General features: G+C 64.0%; 22 protein-coding genes and 1 tRNA gene. 15 read left to right on the top strand and 8 right to left on the bottom strand.

The window, feature by feature from the left end; translation table 11 throughout:
- Positions 1 to 153 precede the first annotated feature (153 nt).
- Together AKN83_RS20670 and AKN83_RS40620 are read left to right on the top strand one after the other, a co-directional pair.
- A complete protein-coding gene (locus AKN83_RS20670; RefSeq protein ID WP_050400932.1) occupies positions 154 to 2,274 on the top strand; it encodes a sodium-translocating pyrophosphatase in 2,121 nt (706 codons plus the stop codon).
- 136 nt (positions 2,275 to 2,410) lie between these two features.
- Complete coding sequence (locus AKN83_RS40620; RefSeq protein ID WP_172803586.1) at positions 2,411 to 2,566, top strand: hypothetical protein; 156 nt, start codon at positions 2,411 to 2,413, stop codon at positions 2,564 to 2,566.
- A 20-nt stretch (positions 2,567 to 2,586) separates the two neighbouring features.
- Here the strand turns inward: AKN83_RS40620 and AKN83_RS20665 are convergent, their stop codons facing one another.
- Both AKN83_RS20665 and AKN83_RS20660 read right to left on the bottom strand, forming a co-directional pair.
- Positions 2,587 to 3,594 (bottom strand): Bug family tripartite tricarboxylate transporter substrate binding protein, encoded by a 1,008-nt coding sequence (locus tag AKN83_RS20665; RefSeq protein WP_050400931.1) that lies wholly within the window; start codon positions 3,592 to 3,594, stop codon positions 2,587 to 2,589.
- A gap of 156 nt (positions 3,595 to 3,750) precedes the next feature.
- On the bottom strand, positions 3,751 to 4,230 hold the full coding sequence (locus tag AKN83_RS20660; RefSeq protein ID WP_050400997.1) for an outer membrane protein assembly factor BamE: 480 nt from the start codon (positions 4,228 to 4,230) through the stop codon (positions 3,751 to 3,753).
- Positions 4,231 to 4,366: 136 nt separating this feature from the next.
- On the opposite strand from AKN83_RS20660, the gene AKN83_RS20655 reads away from it, so the two are divergent.
- The 7 genes from AKN83_RS20655 (at position 4,367) to AKN83_RS20625 (ending at position 9,133) form a co-directional block, all read left to right on the top strand.
- Entirely contained in the window at positions 4,367 to 4,918 is a 552-nt protein-coding gene (locus AKN83_RS20655; protein ID WP_050400930.1) for a ubiquinol-cytochrome C chaperone family protein, read from the top strand.
- The gene (locus tag AKN83_RS20650) at positions 4,915 to 5,508 is read left to right on the top strand and encodes a YceD family protein (protein WP_050400996.1); all 594 of its coding nucleotides are present in this window, start codon (positions 4,915 to 4,917) and stop codon (positions 5,506 to 5,508) included. Before AKN83_RS20655 ends, AKN83_RS20650 begins: the two co-directional genes overlap by 4 nt.
- A gap of 311 nt (positions 5,509 to 5,819) precedes the next feature.
- Complete coding sequence (gene plsX / locus AKN83_RS20645) at positions 5,820 to 6,881, top strand: phosphate acyltransferase PlsX (protein ID WP_050400929.1); 1,062 nt, start codon at positions 5,820 to 5,822, stop codon at positions 6,879 to 6,881.
- Entirely contained in the window at positions 6,878 to 7,855 is a 978-nt protein-coding gene (locus AKN83_RS20640; RefSeq protein ID WP_050400928.1) for a beta-ketoacyl-ACP synthase III, read from the top strand. The genes plsX and AKN83_RS20640 overlap by 4 nt, the downstream gene beginning before the upstream one ends.
- A 130-nt stretch (positions 7,856 to 7,985) precedes the next feature.
- Complete coding sequence (locus AKN83_RS20635; protein WP_021079083.1) at positions 7,986 to 8,321, top strand: integration host factor subunit alpha; 336 nt, start codon at positions 7,986 to 7,988, stop codon at positions 8,319 to 8,321.
- A 28-nt stretch (positions 8,322 to 8,349) separates the two neighbouring features.
- Positions 8,350 to 8,946, top strand: a complete 597-nt coding sequence (locus AKN83_RS20630) for a MerR family transcriptional regulator (RefSeq protein WP_050400927.1) — start codon at positions 8,350 to 8,352, stop codon at positions 8,944 to 8,946.
- A gap of 109 nt (positions 8,947 to 9,055) precedes the next feature.
- Positions 9,056 to 9,133, top strand: a tRNA-Pro gene (locus AKN83_RS20625).
- Positions 9,134 to 9,197: 64 nt separating this feature from the next.
- Here the strand turns inward: AKN83_RS20625 and AKN83_RS20620 are convergent.
- Positions 9,198 to 9,710 carry a MarR family winged helix-turn-helix transcriptional regulator gene (locus tag AKN83_RS20620; protein ID WP_050400926.1) on the bottom strand — a complete coding sequence of 171 codons (513 nt, stop codon included), beginning with the start codon at positions 9,708 to 9,710 and terminating at the stop codon, positions 9,198 to 9,200.
- 452 nt (positions 9,711 to 10,162) lie between these two features.
- Between AKN83_RS20620 and AKN83_RS20615 the strand changes: the two genes are divergently transcribed.
- The 3 genes from AKN83_RS20615 to AKN83_RS20605 all read left to right on the top strand — a co-directional run bounded on the left by AKN83_RS20615 (position 10,163) and on the right by AKN83_RS20605 (position 13,613).
- Positions 10,163 to 11,701, top strand: coding sequence for a porin (locus tag AKN83_RS20615; RefSeq protein WP_050400925.1), 1,539 nt, complete (start codon positions 10,163 to 10,165; stop codon positions 11,699 to 11,701).
- Between the two features lie 409 nt (positions 11,702 to 12,110).
- Positions 12,111 to 12,323 (top strand): hypothetical protein, encoded by a 213-nt coding sequence (locus AKN83_RS20610; protein WP_050400924.1) that lies wholly within the window; start codon positions 12,111 to 12,113, stop codon positions 12,321 to 12,323.
- A gap of 327 nt (positions 12,324 to 12,650) precedes the next feature.
- A complete protein-coding gene (locus AKN83_RS20605; protein WP_050400923.1) occupies positions 12,651 to 13,613 on the top strand; it encodes an SDR family oxidoreductase in 963 nt (320 codons plus the stop codon).
- 74 nt (positions 13,614 to 13,687) lie between these two features.
- On the opposite strand, the gene AKN83_RS20600 is transcribed toward AKN83_RS20605, so the two are convergent.
- The 4 genes from AKN83_RS20600 to AKN83_RS20585 form a co-directional block, all read right to left on the bottom strand.
- Positions 13,688 to 14,155, bottom strand: coding sequence for a GcrA family cell cycle regulator (locus AKN83_RS20600; protein ID WP_050400922.1), 468 nt, complete (start codon positions 14,153 to 14,155; stop codon positions 13,688 to 13,690).
- A gap of 104 nt (positions 14,156 to 14,259) precedes the next feature.
- On the bottom strand, positions 14,260 to 14,460 hold the full coding sequence (locus tag AKN83_RS20595) for a hypothetical protein (RefSeq protein WP_016844973.1): 201 nt from the start codon (positions 14,458 to 14,460) through the stop codon (positions 14,260 to 14,262).
- Between the two features lie 173 nt (positions 14,461 to 14,633).
- Positions 14,634 to 16,460: an AMP-binding protein gene (locus AKN83_RS20590; protein ID WP_050400921.1), complete on the bottom strand. Its 1,827-nt coding sequence runs from the start codon at positions 16,458 to 16,460 to the stop codon at positions 14,634 to 14,636.
- An 86-nt stretch (positions 16,461 to 16,546) separates the two neighbouring features.
- Entirely contained in the window at positions 16,547 to 17,488 is a 942-nt protein-coding gene (locus tag AKN83_RS20585) for an acetamidase/formamidase family protein (RefSeq protein ID WP_050400920.1), read from the bottom strand.
- 66 nt (positions 17,489 to 17,554) lie between these two features.
- On the opposite strand from AKN83_RS20585, the gene AKN83_RS20580 reads away from it, so the two are divergent.
- From AKN83_RS20580 to AKN83_RS20570, 3 genes are all read left to right on the top strand, one after another.
- A complete protein-coding gene (locus AKN83_RS20580) occupies positions 17,555 to 18,349 on the top strand; it encodes a YdcF family protein (RefSeq protein WP_083992145.1) in 795 nt (264 codons plus the stop codon).
- A gap of 92 nt (positions 18,350 to 18,441) precedes the next feature.
- A complete protein-coding gene (locus tag AKN83_RS20575) occupies positions 18,442 to 19,227 on the top strand; it encodes a DUF169 domain-containing protein (RefSeq protein WP_050400994.1) in 786 nt (261 codons plus the stop codon).
- Positions 19,228 to 19,320: 93 nt separating this feature from the next.
- On the top strand, positions 19,321 to 20,496 hold the full coding sequence (locus AKN83_RS20570) for a saccharopine dehydrogenase family protein (RefSeq protein WP_050400919.1): 1,176 nt from the start codon (positions 19,321 to 19,323) through the stop codon (positions 20,494 to 20,496).
- 129 nt (positions 20,497 to 20,625) lie between these two features.
- On the opposite strand, the gene AKN83_RS20565 is transcribed toward AKN83_RS20570, so the two are convergent.
- Positions 20,626 to 21,825: an FAD-dependent monooxygenase gene (locus tag AKN83_RS20565; protein WP_050400993.1), complete on the bottom strand. Its 1,200-nt coding sequence runs from the start codon at positions 21,823 to 21,825 to the stop codon at positions 20,626 to 20,628.
- Positions 21,826 to 21,939 lie beyond the last annotated feature (114 nt).

Here is a 21,939-nt window from a genome sequence, read left to right as displayed (position 1 = left end):
GGCGTTGCGCAGCGGTAACGATTTTGGCAAGGTCGCGCCCGATTTGAGGCAATCCGTTTTTGGGGAGGGTTGTCCTCGCAAAATAAGCGCCTGCCGCCCCCTAGCGGCACAAGAAGGCGCGGGGGTTACATCAAGGATCTGAGGCAACATTCAATGACAGCTTTGTGGTTGATAGTGCTCTGCGGGGCGCTTTCCATCGTCTACGCGATCTGGGCGACCCAGTCGGTCCTGAACGCGGATGCGGGCAATGCCCGCATGCAGGAAATCGCAGGCGCGGTGCGCGAGGGCGCACAAGCCTATCTGCGGCGGCAGTACACGACGATCGGCATGGTCGGTATCGTGATCTTTGTGGTGCTGGCCTACTTCCTTGGCCTTCCGGTGGCGATTGGCTTTGCGATCGGCGCCATCCTGTCGGGCGCGGCCGGCTTCATTGGCATGAACGTCTCGGTGCGCGCCAACGTGCGCACCGCGCAGGCGGCGACCACCTCGCTCGCCGGCGGCCTCGAACTCGCCTTCAAGGCGGGCGCGATCACCGGCCTGCTGGTTGCCGGTCTCGCGCTGCTCGGCGTCACCATCTACTTCATGGTGCTGGTCAAGTTCATGGGTCTGGAGGCGGGGAGCCGCACCGTGGTCGACGCCATGGTGGCGCTCGGCTTCGGCGCCTCGCTGATCTCGATCTTCGCCCGTCTCGGCGGCGGCATCTTCACCAAGGGTGCAGACGTCGGCGGCGACCTCGTCGGCAAGGTCGAGGCCGGCATCCCCGAGGACGATCCGCGCAACCCTGCTACCATCGCCGACAATGTCGGCGACAATGTCGGCGACTGCGCCGGCATGGCGGCGGACCTGTTCGAGACCTATGCGGTGACCGCGGTCGCCACCATGGTGCTCGCGGCGATCTTCTTCGCCAAGACTCCGATCCTGCTGAACATGATGACGCTGCCGCTCGCGATCGGCGGCATCTGCATCATCACCTCGATCATCGGCACCTTCTTCGTCAAGCTCGGCGCCAGCCAGTCGATCATGGGCGCCCTTTACAAGGGCCTGATCGCCACCGGCATCCTGTCGCTGATCGGTGTCGCGGCCGTCATCAACTGGCTGATCGGCTTCGGCAAGCTGGACGGCGTCGACTACACCGGCATGTCGCTGTTCTGGTGCGGCGTGGTCGGTCTTGCCGTCACCGGCCTGATCATCTGGATCACCGAATACTACACCGGCACCGACTATCGCCCGGTGAAGTCGATCGCGGCGGCCTCGGTCACCGGTCACGGCACCAACGTGATCCAGGGCCTCGCGGTCTCGATGGAGGCGACCGCGCTGCCCGCGATCGTCATCATCGCCGGCATCCTCGTCACCTACAGCCTGGCCGGCCTGTTCGGCATCGCGATCGCGACCGCCACCATGCTGGCGCTGGCCGGCATGATCGTTGCGCTCGACGCCTTCGGCCCGGTCACCGACAACGCCGGCGGCATCGCCGAAATGGCGGGGCTGCCCAAGGAAGTGCGCAAGTCGACCGACGCGCTCGATGCGGTCGGCAACACCACCAAGGCGGTGACCAAGGGCTACGCGATCGGCTCCGCCGGTCTCGGCGCGCTGGTGCTGTTTGCGGCCTACAACCAGGACCTCAAGTTCTTCATCAGCGACGCCAACGCCCACGCCTACTTCAAGGGCGTCAACCCGGACTTCTCGCTCAACAACCCCTATGTGGTGGTGGGCCTGCTGTTCGGCGGCCTGCTGCCGTATTTGTTCGGTGCGATGGGCATGACCGCGGTCGGACGTGCGGCCGGTGCGATCGTCGAGGAAGTGCGCCGTCAGTTCCGCGAGAAGCCCGGCATCATGCAGGGCACCGACAAGCCGGACTACGGCAAGGCGGTCGACCTTTTGACCCGGGCCGCGATCAAGGAGATGATCATCCCCTCGCTGCTGCCGGTGCTGTCGCCGATCGTCGTCTATTTCGTGATCTACGCGATCGCGGGCGGCGGCGCGGCCGGCAAATCGGCGGCGTTCTCCGCGGTCGGCGCCATGCTGCTCGGCGTCATCGTCACCGGCCTGTTCGTCGCGATCTCGATGACCTCGGGCGGCGGCGCCTGGGACAACGCCAAGAAGTACATCGAGGACGGCCATTACGGCGGCAAGGGCTCTGACGCCCACAAGTCCGCGGTGACCGGCGACACCGTCGGCGATCCCTACAAGGACACGGCGGGCCCGGCGGTCAACCCGATGATCAAGATCACCAACATCGTGGCGCTGCTGCTGCTGGCGATCCTGGCGCATTGAGCGCCGCGACAAGACTGAATGCAAAACCCCGCGGCGCAAGCCGCGGGGTTTTTGTTTTGCATGGACCTGGTTCGGTGTACTGCCGGATTGATCGGCTATCCGCCGAGCCAGGCGCCAACCAAACGGAGATCAATCGATGTCGCTCTCATCCGCCCGAAACTTTGCGCTCCGCGCCTCCAAGTCGCAGGATCAGAAGGAGGCCATCGAGCTGCTGTCGCAGGCGATCATGGAGCTGGCGATGTCGATGGAAGCGACCGATGCCAAGATCAAGAAGATCAACAAGTCATCGTAGGAAGACTGTGACCGCGGCTGTCACTTGACCTCCATCTGCAAGCCTTCCTTCTCGATGATGGCGGCAAACTTCTTCGTCTCGGCGTCGACAAAATCCGAAAATTGTTGCGGCGTGCCGTAGTCGGCGCGCGCGCCCATGCCCGCGATGTTCTTCTTGACGTCGTCGCGCTCGAGCATCGCCTTGACCTGGCGGTTCAGTTCGTCGAGCACCGGGGCAGGTGCGGTCTTCGGCAGGAACACGCCAAACCAGGACGCGACGTCGAATTTGGCGAGCTCCGGCGCGCCCTCGCGCATTGCAGGCAGGTTGGGTGCGGACTCGCTGCGTTCGGGCGTGGTGACGCAGAGCCCGTTGAGCTTGCCGTCCAGCACCTGCGGCAGCGACGGATAGAGATTGTCGAACAGGATCTGGATGTCGCCGGCGAGCCCGGCCTGCAGCGCGGGGCCGGCGCCGCGGAACGGCACATGCGTCATCTTCAGCCCGGTCAGTTGCAGGAACCAGGCGCCGGTGAGGTGAGGGCTCTGCCCGGTGCCGGACGAGCCGTAGGTGAGCTTGTCGGGATTCTTCTTCAGATAGGCGATCAGCTCGGGGATCGACTTGATGCCGGTCGATGGATGCGCCGAGACGATGTTCGGGATCCGGATCATGTTGGAGACCGCCTGCAGCTGGTCGGCCTTGTAGGTCAGGTTCCGGAAGATGCTGAACGCGATCGCGTTGGGGCCGGGATTGCCGATCAGGATGGTGTGGCCGTCGCCCTTGCTGCGCGCGACCTCCGCGGCGCCGATGGTGCCGCCGGCGCCGGAGCGATTCTCCACCACCACCGACTGGCCCCAGAGCGGCTGCAGATGCGCCGCCAGCAGCCGGCCCATCACGTCGGTCGAGCCGCCTGCTGCGGCCGGCACGATGATCCGAACCGTCTCGGTCGGCCGCCAGTCGCCGGCACCGAGGCTGGCACGCGGCAGGATCGACGCGGCTGCCAATGCGGCCGTGCCCGACAATACCGTACGACGGGAAAATCTGTTCGCTCTCACGCGCTTACCCCCTGCTCAGGCTTCTTGTTTGCGAGCAAGCGTAGGGGAGCGCTTGCCCGGGGGGCAAGCGACAAACTGGCGCAGTGCCTAAGCCCTGGACTCTGGTTTGACGCGTTTTCTTCACGCGAACCGAAGTCCACTTCGCACGAAAACGCTCTAGTTGAAGCTCAGCAGCTTGAAGAGCGGTGTCAGGTAGGACATTTCCTGGCCCGATGTCGGCGTGGTGCGGCTGACGAAGTCGAAGATCTTGCCGTCCTTCAGGCCGTAATTGGCGAGCCGGCGCACCTGACGGTTCTTGTCGAAATAGACCGCGATGACGCGCTGGTCGACCACGCGCTGGTTCATGAAGGCGACCGGGCGCGAGGTCCGCTGCGAGATGTAGTAGAACACCTCGCCGTCGAGCGTTGCGACCGTGGAGGGCGTGCCGAGCACGATCAGCACCTGATCCTGGCTCGCGCCGATCGGAATCTGCTCGAGCGCTCCGTCGGGCAGGATGTAGCCCTTCTGGAATTGCTCGCCGGCGCAGCCGCCGAGCGCGGCGGCGCAGAACAGACCAACGACCGCGATGGCGCGGAAGCGCGTGAGGAACCCGCGCGCGGAAGCCGCGCGAGACTGTCGGGAAAGCGTGTGGTTCATCGGCGGATCTGATCCGTCCTCTTGCATCGGCCGGGGCATTGACGTACCGGGCAGCTCAATGGATTGCAATCATGCCGGCGCCCTGCGGGCGCCCCGTCAACAGGCGTCCCTCGGGGACCGGCAGCCGGAACCCACTATGCTTTGGCCGTTCAATCACTTCAGAAGACCCCGGGTGCCCGCGCGCAGCACCATTGAGACCATCTATGGCATGATCGTGACGCAGGCGCGAGAACCGTTATTTTACCGTGACTTGGGCGTTCCGGACACGGTTAATGGCCGTTTTGACCTGCTTCTGATGCATCTGTGGCTGGTGCTGCGGCGATTGAAATCCGCAGAAGGGGGCGTGGAGCTCTCGCAGGCCCTGTTCGATCATTTCTGTATCGACATGGATGACAATCTCAGGGAAATGGGCGTCGGCGACCTGACGGTGCCCAAGCGCATGCAGGCGTTCGGCGAGGCCTTCTACGGCCGCACCGCGGCCTATGACCTGGCGCTGGCCGACGGCGACGAGGCGCTGGCCGCCTCGTTCTGCAAGAACATCCTCAACGGCCAGAACATCGACAAGGCCCGCGAGCTCGCAGCCTACGCAAGGGAGGCGATGACGCAGCTGGCATGCGCCGATCTCGCGACGCTGACCGAGGGCGCATGGCGCTTCCCGGCACCGCAGGCTGCGAGGACCACGGCATGAGCGGCAGCACCACCGGGCGCACCGATGCAACGCGCGACCGCGATCCCTGGCGGGTTCTGGTCAATGTGGCGCAGATTCCCGAGACCGGCCTGCGTCGCGAGATCACCGCCGACGAGGCGACCCGCAAGGCGATGGCCGAGGTCGCGGAATTGCGCGAAGTCATCTCCGCGCAGGCCGAGTTCGACCTGCAGCCCAAGAGCGACGGCAGCTACCACGTCACCGGCCGGGTTCGGGCGCGGATCGGGCAGACCTGCGTGGTAACGCTCGATCCGATCGAGAACGAGATCGTCGAGCCGATCGACGTGGTATTCGCGCCGCCCGAGCAGATCCCGGAGATGGCCGACCTCGTCGACGACGCCGAGGAAAGCGACGAGGAGACCCCGGACCCGCCGGAGCCGATCGCAGGCGGCTTCATCGACATCGGCCGGCTTGCCACCGATGCGCTGTTTCTCGGCATCGATCCCTATCCGCGCAAGCCGGACGCGGTCTTTGAACAAGAGGTTGAAGCGCCTGATCCGGAAAATCATCCCTTCGCCGCGCTGAAGGCGCTGAAGGACAAGGCCGACGGCAAGAAGCCAAAGGGGAGTTGAGGGCAGCCAGCGCCAACATTTGAGGGGATGACTTGCCTGCAGGCCTGCGCGAGGGGTATTTCCGATTACTTCAAGTATGTTTCATAATAGTTTGAAATATCATGTATTTCAGGTATGTCTTGATGTCTTGCGTGACGGTTCGGCAGCTCGGTTGTTTGTGGTCAAGAGGTTGTGTCGGACCGCGGACACGCTATTGTCGCGGCCCGGCCGGGACGCGAGTTGGTGTTTCGCCGCGCGCCGTTGACGGCGGTGACTTCAAGCTCGCGGCCTTCGTCTGAAGGGCTGTGGGAGAGCAGGCTTCCGGGACGTTCATGCCTCATAAGGTTCGAATCGCGCTTGACGCCATGGGGGGCGACGTCGGCGCATCGGTGGTCATTCCCGGCGCCGCGATCTCGTTGAGCCGTCATCCCGACAGCGAATTCCTGCTGGTCGGAGACCGAGCCCAGATCGAGCCGGAGCTTGCGAAACATCCTGCGCTGAAGGCGGTATCGAAGGTGATCCATACCGACGTCGCGGTGAAGAATGACGAGAAGCCGAGCCAAGCGCTGAGGCGGACCCGCAGGGCCTCGTCGATGTGGCTGGCGATCGATGCGGTGAAGCATGGCGAGGCCGATGTTGCGGTCTCCGCCGGCAACTCGGGCGCGCTGATGGCGATGGGCAGTATCAATCTGCGGACGTTACCGGGCGTCGACCGCCCGGCGCTCGCTGCGGCGTGGCCGACGCTGCGCGGCAATTCGGTGGTACTCGATCTCGGGGCCTCGATCGGCGGCGATGCCCGCCATCTGGCGACGCTCGCGGTGATGGGCAGCGCCATGGCGAGCGTGCTGTTCAACCTCGAACGGCCGACCGTCGGCCTGCTCAATATCGGGTCCGAGGAGATCAAGGGGCACGGGGAAATCCGCGAGGCCGCCGAGATGCTGCGCGCGATGAACGCGCCCCAGTTCAACTATATCGGCTTCGTCGAGGGGGATGCGATCGGCAAGGGGCTCGCCGACGTGATCGTGTCGGAAGGTTTCAGCGGCAATATCGCGCTCAAGGCCGCCGAGGGAACCGCGCGCCAGATGTTCACGCTCTTGCGCGAGGCGATGTCGTCGAGCTGGCTGGCGCGGATCGGTTATCTGTTTGCCCGCGGCGCGTTCCAGAAGCTGCGCGACAAGCTGGATCCCAACAAGTCGAATGGCGGCCTGCTGCTCGGCCTGAACGGCGTGGTGGTCAAGAGCCATGGCGGCATCAACGCGGAAGGCTTTGCCTATGCGGTGGATGTTGGCTATGAGATGGCCCACTACGATCTCCTCACCAAGATCAATCAGATGCTCAATCGCGACGGCGGCGCCCTGGTAAAGGCGCAGACCGCGCAGGAGGCTGTCTCGTGACTGCGATACGTTCGGTAGTGCTCGGTTGCGGCTCATATCTGCCGGAGCGGGTTTTGACCAACGCCGAACTGGCTCAGCGAATCGACACGTCGGATGACTGGATCGTGCAGCGCACCGGCATCAGCGAGCGGCACATCGCCGCCGATGACGAGTTCACCTCGCATCTGGCCATCAATGCCGCGCGCGCTGCGCTCGCCGATGCCAAGATCGACGCCCAGTCGATCGACCTGATCGTGCTGGCGACCTCGACGCCCGACAATACGTTTCCGGCGACCGCGGTCGCGGTCCAGCACGGGCTCGGCATCAACCACGGCGTCGCGTTTGACCTGCAGGCGGTGTGCTCCGGCTTCGTCTTCGCGCTGACCACCGCGGACAATTTCCTGCGCGCCGGCGCCCACAAGCGGGCGCTGGTGATCGGCGCCGAAACCTTCTCGCGTATCCTGGACTGGAACGATCGCGGTACCTGCGTGCTGTTCGGCGACGGTGCCGGCGCGGTCGTGCTGGAAGCCCAGCAGCATTCCGGCACGACGGACGATCCCGGCGTGCTGACGACGCATCTGCGCTCGGACGGTCGCCACAAGTCGAAGCTGTTCGTCGACGGCGGTCCCGGCTCGACCAAGACTGTCGGCCATCTCCGGATGGAAGGCCGCGAGGTATTCAAGCACGCCGTCGGCATGATCACCGATGTGATCGTCGATGCGTTCAACGCCACCGGCTTCACCGCCGACGACATCAACTGGTTCATTCCGCACCAGGCCAACAAGCGAATCATCGATGCTTCGGCCCACAAGCTGCATATTGCGCCGCAGAAAGTGGTCCTGACGGTCGACAAGCACGGCAACACCTCGGCGGCCTCGATCCCGCTGGCGCTGTCGGTCGCCGTGAGGGACGGACGGGTCAAGAAGGGCGATCTGGTGCTGTTCGAGGCGATGGGCGGCGGCTTCACCTGGGGGTCGGCGCTCGTGCGCTGGTAGCGCATCGCCAAAGAGTATCGGCAGGTTGCCGGCATCTTTCCAGCGACCGGATGCTGGTCGCTGTTGACCATTGCGCGCTAAGCTTTTAATTTCAGTCAAGAAATTGTTCGCCGAGAGTGCGGGGCAGGCGATGACCACGGGAACCGGAAAAACAGTGACGCGCGTTGATTTGTGTGAGGCGGTCTACCAAAAGGTAGGTCTGTCGCGCACGGAATCGTCGGCATTTGTCGAGTTGGTGCTGAAGGAGATCACCGATTGCCTGGAAAAGGGCGAGACGGTGAAGCTGTCCTCATTCGGCTCCTTCATGGTGCGCAAGAAGGGCCAGCGCATCGGGCGTAATCCAAAGACCGGCACCGAGGTGCCGATCTCGCCGCGGCGTGTGATGGTGTTCAAGCCGTCGGCGATCCTGAAGCAGCGGATCAATGGCCATGCCGTCACAAATGGCGACGGCAGCAAGGCCGATTAATAGGCATTGAAGCCAGAGGAGCGGGCATTTGGACAAGGCGCCGGATGCGTTCCGTACCATCAGCGAGGTCGCTGACGAACTCGATATCCCTCAGCATGTGCTGAGGTTCTGGGAAACCCGCTTCGCGCAGATCAAGCCGATGAAGCGCAGCGGCGGACGCCGCTATTATCGCCCCGACGACGTCGACCTGCTCAAGGGTATCCGCCGGCTGCTCTACGGCGAGGGCTACACCATCCGCGGCGTGCAGCGGATCCTGAAAGAGCACGGCATCAAGTCGGTGCAGGGCATCGCCGACCAGACCGCCGCCGTGTCGTTCGGCGCGGTCGAGGAGGCGGTCGGCAACAGCATGGCCGAGCCCGACGACCTCGAGAGCAATGACGGCCTCGATTTCGACGGCGAGGAGGGCGACGGCGACGAAGGGGGGATCGACTACCGATTCGTCGATCCCGACGAGGACCCGATCCTGTCGACCTATAAGAAGGCGCACGCCCACACGGGCAAGGCGTCCGCTGCGCCGGCGGTCAGGCCCTCCGTTCCGCCAATGGACCGGGAGCGGCTCGAGCGCGCGCTGCAGGAGCTGGTCGCCTGCCGGCAGATGATCGACGCGGCGATGAAGGACGGCTGAGCCGAGGAAGCCGCCAAGCAAGCTGGCATGGGAACCGGGGTCCCAATTGCAGGCTTAAAGGCCCGCGCCGCCTTGCGCGAACGCAGGATCGCAGCTAATGGAACGGCATCGGAGCGTGGCGCAGCCCGGTTAGCGCACTAGTCTGGGAGACTAGGGGTCGGAGGTTCAAATCCTCTCGCTCCGACCATTTTTCAAAGCATTATGATTTTTGAGAGCATTCGGGCCTCCCTTGCGACCCGATGCGGCAATCGTCAGCTCTCGAAATCCATCGCGGCAATCAGGCAGGCCTTTTCCAGGCGATTGTTGAGCATCGCAAGCTTGGCCGTGAACTCGGCCAGTTCAGGCTCGCTGAATTCCTCGAACACGGTCTTCTTGAACGCCTTGTGCTGATCAGCGAGGCCGGCCAAATGCTTTCGGGTCTTGTCGGTCAGCGACAGGCGGACCACGCGCGCATCGGCCGGAGAGGGCGCGCGACGCAGCAGCTGCTTCTGCTCGAGCAGCTTGGACTGCGTGGTCACGAACGACGGATCGACATGCAAGAGCTTCGACACCACGTTGATCGGCACGCCGTCAGCCTTGTCGAGGTCCGAGATCGCGATCAGGATCATCCATTGCGGACCGCTGACGCCAAGCGCCTTGCCCCAGAGCTGGCGGACCCGTTCGAGATGCGAGTTGATGGATGAGATCTCGAGCGTAAAGCGCTTGATGATGTCGAGATGCTCGATGGCGCGCAGGTGCGCCGAATCCTTCCTGGTCACTGACACAGCTTCCCCTTCCCTAGGCGCCGACTCAGCTTTGTGCTGATTTATTTCTTGTTTCCCACGTCGGCGGGAGGTTTTTTCTCGTAAGTCGCTCAGGAAGGCAAGTGAACGTAAAGCAATTATGATGCGTCTGTGACGGTTGGATTTTTTGGGGTGCGACAAATTTGCCCATTCAGGTAAGGGGCTTAGGGCGAGCGTTGCTGGCGGGACACAGTGTGGCCGCATTCGCATTCCTGACTTTATAAACTATTTTGATTGGCGAACTCGCCCATGCATATTGAACCCGGCGGTAGGGGAATCTCGATCGTCCCGTTGCGGTGATCGTTCAAGTCCGACGCACTCACAGATTGATCTGCGGGTGCGAGGTTTGGGGAAAACGGTCTTGGACAATGCGGGAGGATCACGGGGCGCTCGCGGCCCGGACTCTACGCATATGAGCAACTTGGAGGTTTAATATGAAATTGGCGAAGAGCCTTATTCTGGGCTCGGCCGCCGCGCTGGTCGCGGTCGGCGGGGCGCAGGCAGCCGATCTTCCCGTTAAGGCCAAAGCGGTCGAATACGTGAAGGTGTGCTCGCTTTATGGTCCGGGCTTCTACTACATCCCCGGCACCGACACCTGCATCAAGCTCGGCGGCTACGTGCGCGCTGACTTGGTCATCAACGGCAACAGCGTCTACGGCCCGAACTACAACGGTGCCAACGGTGCCAACAACCGCTTCACGAACGGCTACACCTGGCGTTCGCGTGAAGACCTGAACATCGATACGCGCACCGCGACCGAGTACGGCGTGGTCCGCACCTACTTCGATGCGGTGTTCACCTGGACCTCGGACAGCTACGGTGCGGGCGCTGCCGCCGGTTCGACGGTCTATTCGCCGATCGGCACGTCGTCTGCGCCAAACAACGCTGGTTCCGGCAACGTTGCGGCCGGTACGGTCGGCGTCTACTACGCCTTCATCCAGTTCGCCGGCTTCACCATGGGTAAGGCGGTCTCGCAGTTCGCTGCTCCCTGGACCGGTTATCCGGGCAACAACTACGACGGCCTCGTCGGTGGCGTGAACACCACCAACGGCGTGAACCAGTTCACCTACACTGCGCAGTTCGGCAACGGCGTCTCGCTGGCTTTGTCGGCACAGGATCAGGTGCAGTACTCGCAGGCTGGCGTGTTCAACCTCGGCGCTGGTGGTGCCTATGGCTCGAACGACACCGCTGGCACGATCGCGCCGGACTTCATCGCCTCGCTGAAGGTCGATCAGGCTTGGGGCGTGTTCCAGGCGTCGGTCGCGGCGCATGACAACCACGCAGCCTACTACGGCGGCACCGAGTTGACCGGTCATCCCGACGACAAGTGGGGCTGGGCTGGTGCGCTGGCCCTGTCGATCAAGAACATTCCGACCGGCCCCGGCGACACCATCAACATCCAGGGCGTCTACACGGACGGTGCGACCCGCTACAACATCCAGGATCTGGCCAGCCAGGCCGGCTCGATCGCGATCTACAGCGGCTCGAACCTCCCGGGTGCGTATGGCAGCGTCGGTTTCGGCACTGCGCCTGACACGGTGTTCGGCCCCGGCGGTCAGCAGCAAAGCATCAAGACCTGGGGTATGCGCGGTGCGTACACCCACAACTGGGATCCCTATTGGAACACCAGCATCTACGGTGCTTACGCTGCGATCTCGTACAACGACACGTCCAAGGCTCTCATCTGCGGCGTTGGCGGCGTGGGTGGTACCTTCCGTGCTGCGTTCGCCGGTGGCGCTGGCGTAACCAACTGCAACCCCGACTACAACATCGCGCAGATCGGTGTGATCACGCGATGGACCCCGGTCAAGAACCTGACCTTCTCGGCCGACGTGACCTACTCGCATCTTGATCAGAAGTATTCGGGCGTTATCGCCACGTCCGCTGCCTCGGTCGGCAAGCCTGCGGCGATTTACGAGCTGAAGGATCAGGACACCGTCCAGATGCTGCTCCGCGCTCAGCGCAACTGGTAATACCGGTTGATCTGATCACGATCCTAAAGAACCCCGGCAGGCAACTGCCGGGGTTTTTCTTTTGGCGAGAGATCAGCAGACGAAGGTGGGCTGCGTCATTTCGGTCCAGGCGAACAACGAAGACGTGCCATGCGATTCATTCGCGGCAAATTTATTTACTTACCTGATCTACTAAACTATATACGTGTTGGCCAACACATTGAATGATGGCTCTTAGCTCATGCTAAGCCTCCCAAACCTCCGGCAATGCCCTGCCGGAGGTTTTTGATTCAAGGCGCAGGCTGCCGCCGACGATCACGATGCGCGCTGGTGTCGCAAACAGTTGGTCGCAAGCCGGGCTCACACCGTCTCGCCGATTCGACGCCGTCAAGATTTGACGGAATCGATCCGCAGTGCATTCTCGTCATTCATGGGACGCTTCAAGAACAGCCGCCTGGCTCGGATGAGCAGCGGCCATTACTGCTTGATCCGGGATCTCGGGCTGGTGAAGGGCGGCAAGGGTTTGCGGCACCATGAGGTGGTCATCGACTTCTCGTGGCGCGGTCTGCTCAAGCTTGTCTTGAGCGTTGCCAGCGGCGTTCTGCGGCGGCGCGCGCCGGTGCGGATCGAGACTGCCGAATAGCGCGAAGCGGTCCCGCGCTTGGACATGTCGCTCACGGAATTCGCGGACAGGTGTTTGCGATCGAGCGGCGTCGTCGCGACATCCGAGAGCGCGCGTGCGACGACGATGTACCGCGCACCGCTGCTTCTGCGCTTGTCGAAATCGGATTGTTCGCTTCGCGGAATGAATTTGATCTGCTGGCGGCGGCACCCTCGCGCGTGATGGGTGGGCGCCGTTGCTGCGCGACAATTCGGTGATGTAGAGTGCCGCAGCCAAGCGGCCGGGACTGCGATCCGCGCTCCAGCCGAAACCAACAACAACAGGCAAGAAGGAAGGAACGGATCTCACATGAAGGATTTTGCCGGAAAGATTGCCGTTATCACCGGTGGCGGCACGGGCATGGGGCGCGAGCTGGCGCGGCAGCTCGTTGCCGAAGGATGCAACGTTGCGATGTGCGACGTCTCGATGGAAGCGATGGCCGAGACCAAGCGGCTGTGCGAGGTCGAGAAGCTGCCGCAGGGCCTGCGCATCACCACCCATGTTGCCGACGTCTCGATCGAGGATCACTACAAGCGCTTTCGCGATGAGCTGGTCGAGCAGCAGGCGACCGACAAGATCCATTTGCTGTTCAACAACGCCGGGATCGGCGGTGGCGGCAGCCTGTTCACCAACACGCGCGAGCAGTGGGAGCGCACCTTCAACATCTGCTGGGGCGGCGTCTATCTCGGCGTCCGCACCTTCCTGCCGCTGCTGGTGAAGGCCGACGAGGCCCACATCGTCAACACCTCGAGCGTCAACGGATTCTGGGCGTCGGTCGGCATGGGCGTGTCACACACCGCTTACAGCGCGGCGAAGTTCGCCGTGAAGGGATTCACCGAGGCGATGATCAACGATCTCCGGCTCAACGCGCCGCACGTCAAATGCTCGGTCGTGATGCCCGGCCACATCGGCACCTCGATCGTGTCGAACTCGCGCAAGGTGCAGAATGGCGCCGACCAACTCAATCCCGACGAGCTCAAGCAGGTCCGGCAGCGTCTGCAAGGGCAGGGCATCGACGTCGCCAAGATGTCGGATGCCGACATCCAGCAACTGGCGCTCGACCGCGCCCGCATCTTCCACGACGAGGCACCGACCACAGCAGCCGCCGCTGCCAAGATCATTCTCGACGGCGTGAAGGCCGACCGCTGGCGCATCCTGGTCGGCGACGATGCCCATCTGCTCGACGAGCGCGTGCGCGCGACCCCGGAGCAGGCCTACACGCCGGAGTTCTACCAGGGCATCGTGGCGGCGACCGGCTGGAAGGTCGGGTGATCATTACTCCGGTTCTGACATGATCAGAACCGAAGTTGATTCCGCATTCGGGCGGCGTCCGTCGCCTGATAATCCTAGCCGCGCATCGCGCGACAGCGCGACCCTGCCTGATAGGCGAGGCGGTAATGTCCGGAGCAATAGGGCAAGCCGCCGAGCGGCGTGTTGCCACAAAAACAGAAATCATCGGCGCCCGGTGTGCTGATCGGCCAGCGGCAGCGTTGTTCGCTCAGCTCGAACAGCGAGCAGTTGTTGGCGCTGACGATCGGCGCATCGTCGGGCACTTGTTCGTAGACCGCCTGAAGCAATCGGAGCTGCTGTTTCGCGGTCGCCCGCTGGGCGGCGTGGGCGGTGGATTTCTTCCGCCTGGCGCGGCGTTCGTCCGGCGTCGTGCGCGTCAGGTTCAACCGCGACAGCTTGCCAATCACCGCGTTGCGGCTGACGCCGATGTTGGCGGCGATGTCGCGGCAGGAGAGGCCGGCTTCGAAGTAGATCTTGAGTTGGTCGACGCGCTCCGGCGTCCAGGTCGGCTCAATGGTAATCATGTTGACGGTTCCACGTTCTGTTGAACCGCCGCGCCGGCACGCTCCCTTAGTTCTTGAGCATGATCTTCTCGGAAAACCGGTTTCCACTTTTCCTGATCATGCTCTCAAGGCGTGCGGCCGTTGTCGCGGATTGCAAGCAACCCGTCCTTGATGGCGAGCCGAATGCCTTCCTCGATCAATGTCCGTGCGACGCCCGGGACGCTCGTGCCGTGGGTGCCCTGTCTCACCAGCTTCTCGAGGTAACCAATGGTCGAGAGCGCCAACGTGACCGGGACGCGGTCGGTTTCGGCCTTTTCTGTAGCCATGAGAAAACGCTTAACCTTGAACTCCTGTACTGAAAAGTATCTATTTAGAGTCTATTTAGGAATGAGGCAGTCCGTCAAGCCGTGAACTGCGAAGCTGGACGCGCGACTTCGCGCGCGCCGGAAGCTGGTTCCGGCGCAGCGCAATTGTCAAATTAACTAGACAAATGAGTGTGTTAGGATCGCAACTCGACCTTGACCGGGAACTTCTTGAGAAGCCGCTCAGCTGTTTCGGCCTTGTCCGCGGGCGCGCTCACGCTGAGGTACAGCCCGCGGGACGGGTCGGTGATGGCCTCGACACTGACCTCGCCGGACAGGCCCTCTCGCGCCAACAGCTCGCGCGCGGCCTCGCCGGCCGCGATCTCGCGCAGCTTCGGCTTGAATATCTTGCCGACCGGCGTGACCGGCATCTCCGGAAGCACCGAGACCACCCGCGGCCGCGCCGGCGGCTCCAGGATGTTCTCCTGCACGAAGGCGGCGAGCGCGTTCGGATCGATCTGGGCGCCGGGCTGCGCCGAGACGAACAGCATCGGCACTTCGCCGGCATAGCTGTCGGGACGCCCGACGGCCGCGGCCAGCGCTACGCCCGGAAACGCCAAGGCGGCATCCTCGATCGCGCGCGGATCGATGTTGTGGCCGCCGCGGATGATCACGTCCTTGGCGCGGCCCAGGATGTAGACGAAGCCATCGGCGTCGATCCGGCAGATGTCGCCAGTGCGCAGCCAACCGTCGCGGAACGCCTCTTCGGTCTGCTTCTTGTCGACGTAACCGGCGAACACCTGCGGGCCCCTGGTCAGCAGCTCGCCGACCGGCGAGGGCCACGGCCCGGTGTGAAGCTTGCCGCCGTCGAGGATCGCGAGCTCGACCAGCGGATTGCGGGTGCCGACGCTCTCGGCGCGCGGCTTGACGCCATGCACGTCGTGGGTGATGGCGCCGGCGAGCTCGGTCATGCCGTAGAGTTGCTGGATGCAAGGGCCGCCCCAGGTCGCAAGATACCGCCGTTCGATCTCCGGCGGGCAGATCGAGGCGCCGGTGGCGGTGACGCGCAGGGTCGAGATGTCGCTGTCTGCGACCGGGATGTCGGCCAGCGCGCCGAGCGTGGTCGGCACGTTGCCGGAGATGTTGACGCGGTATTTCTCGACGATCTTCCAGAAGTGCGTGATCAGCGCCGGATCGCGGGCGCCGGCCGGGCCGGGGATGAAAATCGTCGTTCCGGCGGAAAGGCAATTGGCCGTCGTGCAGAACAGGCCTCCGACATGGAATAGCGGCAGCGTGATCATTGCGCGCTCGCCGCGATGGAAGTCGAGTGCCATGCGCGAGGACACGGTGGAGGCGACCATCGCGCGGTTGGTCAGCCGCGCCACCTTGGGATGGCCTGTGGTGCCGCCCGTCGGCAGCATCACTGCGACACGGTCGGCCTCACTCATGTCCTTCGACTTGCCATAGTCGTCGCGCCACGCAGGATCAGGCTGCAGCACCTCGCCGTCGAACGCGATGCTGCCGTCGAGCGGCACAATCACGATGCCTTGCAGCGATGGCACCTCGCGCTGCAAGCCTTCGACCCGCTCATAGAGCCCGCCTGGCATGCCGGGCGGTGGCACCAGCAACAGCTTTGCCTTGATGGCGTTGAGTTGCGCGACAATCGCCTCGCGCGTGAACAGCAGATTGAGCGGCTCGGCGACGCCGCAGGCAGCTGCGCCGAAGATCGCAACCACGGTTGCCGGGCACGCCGGCAGCAGGACGGCGACCGCGTCGTCCTTGCCGATGCCGTGCCTGCGGAAATAGTTCTCGGCCGCCTTGATGCAGCCCATCAGATGATCGTTCGAGATCACGACCGGATTGGGATCGAGCGGCGAACGCAGATAGATCGCGGCTTCGGCGTCCGGCGCGCCCTGCGGGCCGCGGGCAATGAGATCGAGGATGCGCGGGCAGGCGGCGAGCGTCTCCAGCATCTCCTTGTCGCGCGCGGCCTCGTCGGCCGGCGAAAGCCTGTCCTTGAGCATATCCGTCCCCGTCCATTTTTGTTCGTTGGGACAGGGATTGTATCGAGCCGCACTTGCGGAACACAAGTGCGGCTTATCGACCGGCGTCAGCCGTGAACCACCGATTTGGCGATCATGCAGTGGATGCCCTTGGAGCCGTTGACGGTCTGCGTGACGCGCAGGTCGGCGGCTAGGCTGCACAGCGTATAGGCGTCCTCGCGCGACAGATTGCGCTTCTCGCCGAGCAGCACGATCATGTCGCGCAGTGCCCGCACCACGCATTGGTCGAGATCGGGATCCATCGCCATCGTCATGTAATGGTCGGCGGTCTCGGCGCGCGGATAGGCGAGCTTGAGGTCCTTGCGCAGGGTCAGGCGGAAGCGGCCGGTGAGGGCGGTCTCGATCGCGGTGACGCAAACCTCGCCGTCGCCCTGCACGCCATGGCCATCGCCGCAGGAGAACAGCGCGCCCGGCACGAACACCGGCAGATACAGCTTGGCGCCGGCGCCGAGCTCCTTATTGTCGAGATTGCCGCCCATCGCGCGCGGGATCAGCGAGGAGATTCGGCCCCAGGCCGGCGGCGGCGAAACGCCCATCACGCCGAAGAACGGCTTCAGCGGCAGGTCGAGCCCCCATGGCATGCGGCCGACCATGCGCGCGCGATCGAGCGGGATGTTGAGGATGCGGGACTCGTGGAAATCGTCGGGCAGGGTGCCGGACAACGGCTTGATCAGATTGTAACCCCAGTCCTGCCGGAGCTGGACGTCGAGAATATCGACCTCGAGCACGTCGCCGGGCTCGGCGCCGCTGACGGCGATCGGGCCGGTCAGGATGTGTCCGGGCACCATCCGTTCGCACTTCGCATGAATGTCGTCGAGCTCCGGAGGCACGACGAACTTGTCGCGGTCGGGCACCACGTCGGGGCCGCCGCTGACGGTCTCGATCGTGACCTCGTCGCCGCTCGCGATGGTCAGCACCGGTTTCAGCTTTGCTTCGAAGAAGCCCCAATGGCAGGTTTCGGGACTGGACTTCAGGTGATGATGGGTCATGTGACGGCTTTTGATTGCGCTTCGGGCAGCGTATGACGCTGTAGCAGAACTTCGCAGAGGCTTCCCTTGTTTTTTGTGCTCTCCAAGACGCTCGGCATCATCCTGCTGCCGATCAATTTCCTGATCGGTGTCGGCGTGATCGGCGCCGCTCTGCTGCTGACGCGGTTTGCCCGGCTCGGTCGCAAGTTGATGGTTGGCTCGCTGCTGCTGCTCGCGATCTGCGGTTTCTCGCCGCTCGGCAATGTCCTCGTCTCCGCCCTGGAGCAGCGCTTCCCGCCATGGGACGCTTCGCGCGGCGCGCCCGACGGCATCATCGTGCTGGGCGGCTCGATCGATGCCGATCTGTCGGTTGCGCATGGCACGCCGGTGGTGCGCACTGCGGCGGATCGCGTCATCGCGGCGGCGGCGCTTGCGCGCAGATATCCGAACGCGCGCCTCGTGTTTACCGGCGGCAGCGCGAACCTGATCTCGAACGACGCGCGCGAAGCCGACTACGCCGCCGAGATGTTCGAGAGCCTAGGCATCGCCAAATCGCGATTGATCATCGAGCGTCGCTCGCGCAACACGGCGGAGAACGCCGAATTCTCCAAGACGCTGGTCGATCCCAAGCCGGGTGAGCGCTGGCTGCTCGTGACGTCGGCCTACCACATGCCGAGGTCGGTCGGGCTTTTCCGCAAGGCGGGATTCAACGTCGAGGCCTATCCGGTCGACTGGCGCGTCGGCGATGTGATGAGTTTCGCGGCCCTCGCGATCGAGGGCCTGTCGCGCACCGATCTCGGCGCACGGGAGTGGATCGGGCTGGTGGCCTATCATCTGGCGGGCAAGACCGACGATTTGCTGCCGGGACCAGCCGTACGTTGAGGTCAAGCACGAGCTTGTCGCATCGCTCAGCCAATCCGGCTAACATCAAGTCAACGGGCGACGCCAAGCCGCCGATCACGGGAGTTTTCGCCATGCAACAGCAGACACCGCCGGAACAGTTCGACCTCTCCGCAATCGTGGCCGACCTGAACAACCTGCTGCGGCTGAAGACCACGGTCATCGGCATCAAGATGTTCGCGCGCGTCGAGGCGATGGAGGCGATCCCGAAGATCCGCCGCCCGTCGGCGGTCCACACCACGGATCAGATCGTCAGCATGGCCTCACGGCTCGGCTGGACCGTCGGCATCACCGGCGACGATCTGGTCGGCGCGCAATGCCGCGCGGTGATCGGGCTCGCGCCGCAGGACGAGAAGTGGCTCGCCGGCGAGAACTATGTCGGCGTCTGGCACGGCACGGCCGAAGACGCGCGCAAGCGCCAGGAGGCGCTCGACGTGGTGCCTTACGGCCAGTACCAGGCGATGGCGGTGAGCCCGCTGACCAGCGGACGTCTCAATCCTCCCGATATCTGCCTCGTCTACGCGACGCCAGGGCAGATGATCATCCTGATCAACGGGCTGCAGTACACCGGCTACAAGAAGTTCGAGTGGGGCGTGGTTGGCGAAACCGCGTGCGCGGACTCGTGGGGCCGGGCGCTGAAGACCGGCGAGCCAAGCCTGTCGCTGCCGTGCTTCGCCGAACGCCGTTATGGCGGCGTGCCCGACGAGGAGATGCTGATGGCGCTACCGCCGGCCTATCTGGTGAAGGCAATTGCCGGGATGAAGCAGCTCGCCAAGAATGGCCTGCGTTACCCGATCGCACCCTATGGCATCCAGGCCGACGTCCGCGCCGGCATGGGCGTGTCCTATGCCAAGAAATAGGTGCGAGAAATAGCGGCAAGAAATAGCTGATTGCGTCGCCGCGCCCGCGATGACAAAAGGGGCGCCCATTTTGCCGCGCAGGGAGCCCGATCCATGTCCTCGTCGAAACTCGACATCGTCGTCTATGGCGCAACCGGCTTCACCGGCCAGCTCGTCGCTGAATATCTCGCGGCGCATTATCGCAACGGCAGCCTGAAATGGGCGATGGCCGGGCGCAGCAAGGATAAGCTCGTCTCGGTTCGCGACGCGATCGGCGCGCCCGCCGACACGCCCCTTATCGTCGCCGATGCCAGCGATGTCGCGTCGCTGAAGGCGATGCTGGCGCAGACCAGGTCGGTGATCTCGACCGTCGGTCCGTATCAGCTCTATGGCAACGAGCTGATCGCGGCGTGCGTGGACAGCGGTACCGACTATTTCGACCTCTGCGGCGAGCCGGTCTGGATGCGGCAGATGATCGACAAGCACGAGGCCGCGGCAAGGGCCAGCGGCGCGCGGATCGTGTTCTCCTGCGGCTTCGATTCCGTGCCGTTCGAACTCGGCGCCTTCTTTGTCCAGGAGGAAGCCAGGCGCGTGTTCGGTGCGCCGGCGCCGCGCGTCAAGGGCCGGGTGCGCGACATGCGCGGCACGCTGTCCGGCGGCACCGCAGCGAGCGCGAAGGCAACGTTCGATGCGGTCGCCAAGGATCTGAGCCTGGTTGCGATCCTCAACAACCCGTTCGCGCTGACGCCGGGCTTCGAGGGCCCGAAGCAGCCGCGCGGCAGCAAGCCGGCCTATGAGGAGGACCTGCACTCATGGACCGCGCCGTTCATGATGGCGCTGATCAACACGCGCAACGTGCATCGTTCCAACATGCTGATGGGTTTTCCCTACGGACGGGACTTCGTCTACGACGAGATGGTCCTGACCGGTCCCGGCGAGAAGGGCGAGGCCAACGCCAAGAAGGTGATGGCGCTAAATGCCGAGAAGACCGGGCCGAGCGCGCCGAAACCGGGCGAGGGGCCGTCAAAGGAAGAGCGTGAGAACGGCCGCTACGATCTGCTCTATCTCGCGGTCGCGCCCGACGGCCGCGTGGTCCGCGCCGGCATCAAGGGCGATCGCGATCCCGGCTACGGCTCGACCTCGAAGATGATTGCGGAATGTGCGATCTGCCTGCTGCGCGACACGCCAGAGGTCACCGCTGGCTTCTGGACGCCGGGAGCGGCGATGCAGCACAAGCTGATCAAGCGCCTGGTCGATCACGCCGGGCTGACGTTCGAGGTCGAGAAGTAAGCCGCGCTACGTCGTCGGCGTCATCGCCCGGCTCGACCGGGCGATCCAGTACGCTGCGGCTTCTCGGCTCAAGCACTGGCGTATCTGGAATACTGATGCCCCGCTTTCGCGGGGCATGACAGCTCGTTGCTACGCCGCCGCGCGCGGATCATACGCGTACATGAAGTCCATGCCCTTGGACGACACCGGCAGCAGCAGCTTCAGCAAGTGATCGCGCAGCCAGGCGCCGGTCGGGCCGAACTCGCGCTTGCTGTTGCCGTTGCGGCGGGCGATCGCCACGATCTTCTCGGCGCGCGGACGCCGCTCGTGTTCGAACGCCTGGAACGTCATGCCGAGCTCCTGGCCGTCGCGCATCAGCATGCCGAGCCGCATGGCGTCTTCGAGCGCGAGCGAGGCGCCCTGGCCGGCATGCGGGCTGGTGGCGTGCGCAGCATCGCCGATCAGGAGCGTGCGCTTGCGCGACCAGGTCGGCAGCGTCGCGACGTCGAGCGTGTCGGTCACCACGATGTTCTCCGCGGCCTCGATGATCTCGGGGATCGGCGCGTGCCAGCCGGCATGGAATTCGCGCAGATGCTGCCTGATCGCGTCCTGGCTCTGCAACCGGTAGGCCGCCGCGGTCATGCCGTGCGAGGGTTGCGTGCTCCACCACATCGCGCCCGTGTCCGGATCGGGACTGCACAGGCCATAGCCGAAGAAGCCGCTCTGCCCGAACGTCGTCTCCACCTTCTGACCGATCGGCAGGCGCTCGAACATGGCCCGCGGCACGAAGCCGCCGAAGCCGATCAGCCCGGTGTCGAACGGCGTCGGACCGCCCGGGATCACGTGCCGCCGCACCGCCGAATGCACGCCGTCGGCGCCGATCACGAAGTCGCCCTCGGCGGTGGTGCCGTCGTTGAAATAGGCGATGACCGGCTGGTCGCCGCGATCCTCGATCTTCACCAGCTTCTTCTCGAAGAACACCGAGACGTTGGAGGCCCAGGCCTTGTCGATCAGCGTCTCGTTCAGCGTCGCGCGGCACATGTTCACCGCCGGCTGGCCGAAGCGCTGCTGCATGTTCTGGTTGAGCGAGCCGAGCTTCTTGCCGCCCTGCGAATAGAAGTCGAAGGATTCGGCGATCGAGCCGCTGCGGATCAGTTCATCGGCGAGGCCGAGCTCCGCCAGCACATGCATGCCGTTCGGTGCAATCTGCAAGCCGCCGCCGATCCCGGTGGAGTAGGGCCAGGCTTCATAGAGCTCGGCTTCGATGCCGGCGCGGGTCAGAAACATCGCGGTCGCAGGACCTGCGATGCCGGCGCCGATGATCAGAGCTTTACGGGGACGTTTGGTCATGCCTTGCTCCATGCATCCGGGTGAGGTACGAAAGATCAGTTTCTAATTATCTTAGTAAATGAGATATAAGGCGAATAAGATATAGGAGCAGCTTTGTCAAGCACGACGTCGCGC

The organism is Bradyrhizobium embrapense (assembly GCF_001189235.2).
Lineage (GTDB): Bacteria > Pseudomonadota > Alphaproteobacteria > Rhizobiales > Xanthobacteraceae > Bradyrhizobium > Bradyrhizobium embrapense.
Note: the sequence above shows the minus strand (reverse complement) of the source record. Positions and strands in the feature narration are given on the sequence as shown.

Coding starts and splice junctions, on each gene's coding strand:
- AKN83_RS20610 (WP_050400924.1), top strand. CDS start 12,111: ATGGGACGCTTCAAGAACAGCCGCCTGGCTCGGATGAGCAGCGGCCAT.
- AKN83_RS20660 (WP_050400997.1), bottom strand. CDS start 4,230: ATGAACCACACGCTTTCCCGACAGTCTCGCGCGGCTTCCGCGCGCGGG.
- AKN83_RS20570 (WP_050400919.1), top strand. CDS start 19,321: ATGTCCTCGTCGAAACTCGACATCGTCGTCTATGGCGCAACCGGCTTC.
- AKN83_RS20590 (WP_050400921.1), bottom strand. CDS start 16,460: ATGCTCAAGGACAGGCTTTCGCCGGCCGACGAGGCCGCGCGCGACAAG.
- AKN83_RS20575 (WP_050400994.1), top strand. CDS start 18,442: ATGCAACAGCAGACACCGCCGGAACAGTTCGACCTCTCCGCAATCGTG.
- AKN83_RS20650 (WP_050400996.1), top strand. CDS start 4,915: ATGAGCGGCAGCACCACCGGGCGCACCGATGCAACGCGCGACCGCGAT.
- AKN83_RS20565 (WP_050400993.1), bottom strand. CDS start 21,825: ATGACCAAACGTCCCCGTAAAGCTCTGATCATCGGCGCCGGCATCGCA.
- AKN83_RS20600 (WP_050400922.1), bottom strand. CDS start 14,155: ATGATTACCATTGAGCCGACCTGGACGCCGGAGCGCGTCGACCAACTC.
- plsX (WP_050400929.1), top strand. CDS start 5,820: ATGCCTCATAAGGTTCGAATCGCGCTTGACGCCATGGGGGGCGACGTC.
- AKN83_RS20605 (WP_050400923.1), top strand. CDS start 12,651: ATGAAGGATTTTGCCGGAAAGATTGCCGTTATCACCGGTGGCGGCACG.
- AKN83_RS40620 (WP_172803586.1), top strand. CDS start 2,411: ATGTCGCTCTCATCCGCCCGAAACTTTGCGCTCCGCGCCTCCAAGTCG.
- AKN83_RS20595 (WP_016844973.1), bottom strand. CDS start 14,460: ATGGCTACAGAAAAGGCCGAAACCGACCGCGTCCCGGTCACGTTGGCG.
- AKN83_RS20615 (WP_050400925.1), top strand. CDS start 10,163: ATGAAATTGGCGAAGAGCCTTATTCTGGGCTCGGCCGCCGCGCTGGTC.
- AKN83_RS20635 (WP_021079083.1), top strand. CDS start 7,986: ATGACCACGGGAACCGGAAAAACAGTGACGCGCGTTGATTTGTGTGAG.
- AKN83_RS20655 (WP_050400930.1), top strand. CDS start 4,367: ATGCTTTGGCCGTTCAATCACTTCAGAAGACCCCGGGTGCCCGCGCGC.
- AKN83_RS20670 (WP_050400932.1), top strand. CDS start 154: ATGACAGCTTTGTGGTTGATAGTGCTCTGCGGGGCGCTTTCCATCGTC.
- AKN83_RS20585 (WP_050400920.1), bottom strand. CDS start 17,488: ATGACCCATCATCACCTGAAGTCCAGTCCCGAAACCTGCCATTGGGGC.